This window comes from Sutterella seckii, from assembly GCF_009183815.1.
GTDB lineage: Bacteria > Pseudomonadota > Gammaproteobacteria > Burkholderiales > Burkholderiaceae_F > Sutterella > Sutterella seckii.
The window spans coordinates 1-451 of sequence record NZ_WEHX01000252.1 but is presented as its reverse complement, the minus strand read 5'-3'; the positions used below and the strand labels follow the sequence as shown (position 1 = coordinate 451).

The following is a 451-nucleotide window of genomic DNA, read 5'->3' as shown; positions in this document are numbered from 1 at the left end:
GATCTCCTTTGCGTGCTCGAGCGTTTCTTCGTGATTCTTCGGCCCCTTCACCCGCAGACTCGTTTTGAGCTGACGATTCAGAAACTCATCGGGGTTCAGTTCCGGCGAATACGAGGGAAGGAAAAAGAGTTCGATTTCTTCCTTATGAGCTTCGCACCAGGCGGCGACCAGCTTTGCGTGGTGAATCCTGCAGTTGTCGCAGATGACGAAGAGCTTTCTGCCCTTTCCGCCGTAGTCCTTGATGAGACGATGCAGGAAGCGTATGAATGAATACCGGCGCACGGCGCTTCGCTGAAAAGCAAAAGCCGACAGCCCCTGATTGTTCACGGCCGAGATCATGACGGGAGCGCCGTAGCAGGCGCGGCGATCATGAAGGATCGTCGGCGTCTTTCCGCGCGGCGCGTAGCCTCGGATCCAATTGGTGTCCTGCTGGACAGCGGTTTCGTCTTCC

General features: G+C 56.5%; 1 protein-coding gene. It reads right to left on the bottom strand.

Annotated features, from left to right (window positions below):
* The coding region (locus tag GBM95_RS12065) for an IS630 family transposase (RefSeq protein WP_152159292.1) at positions 1-451 on the bottom strand (451 nt) is incomplete at both ends.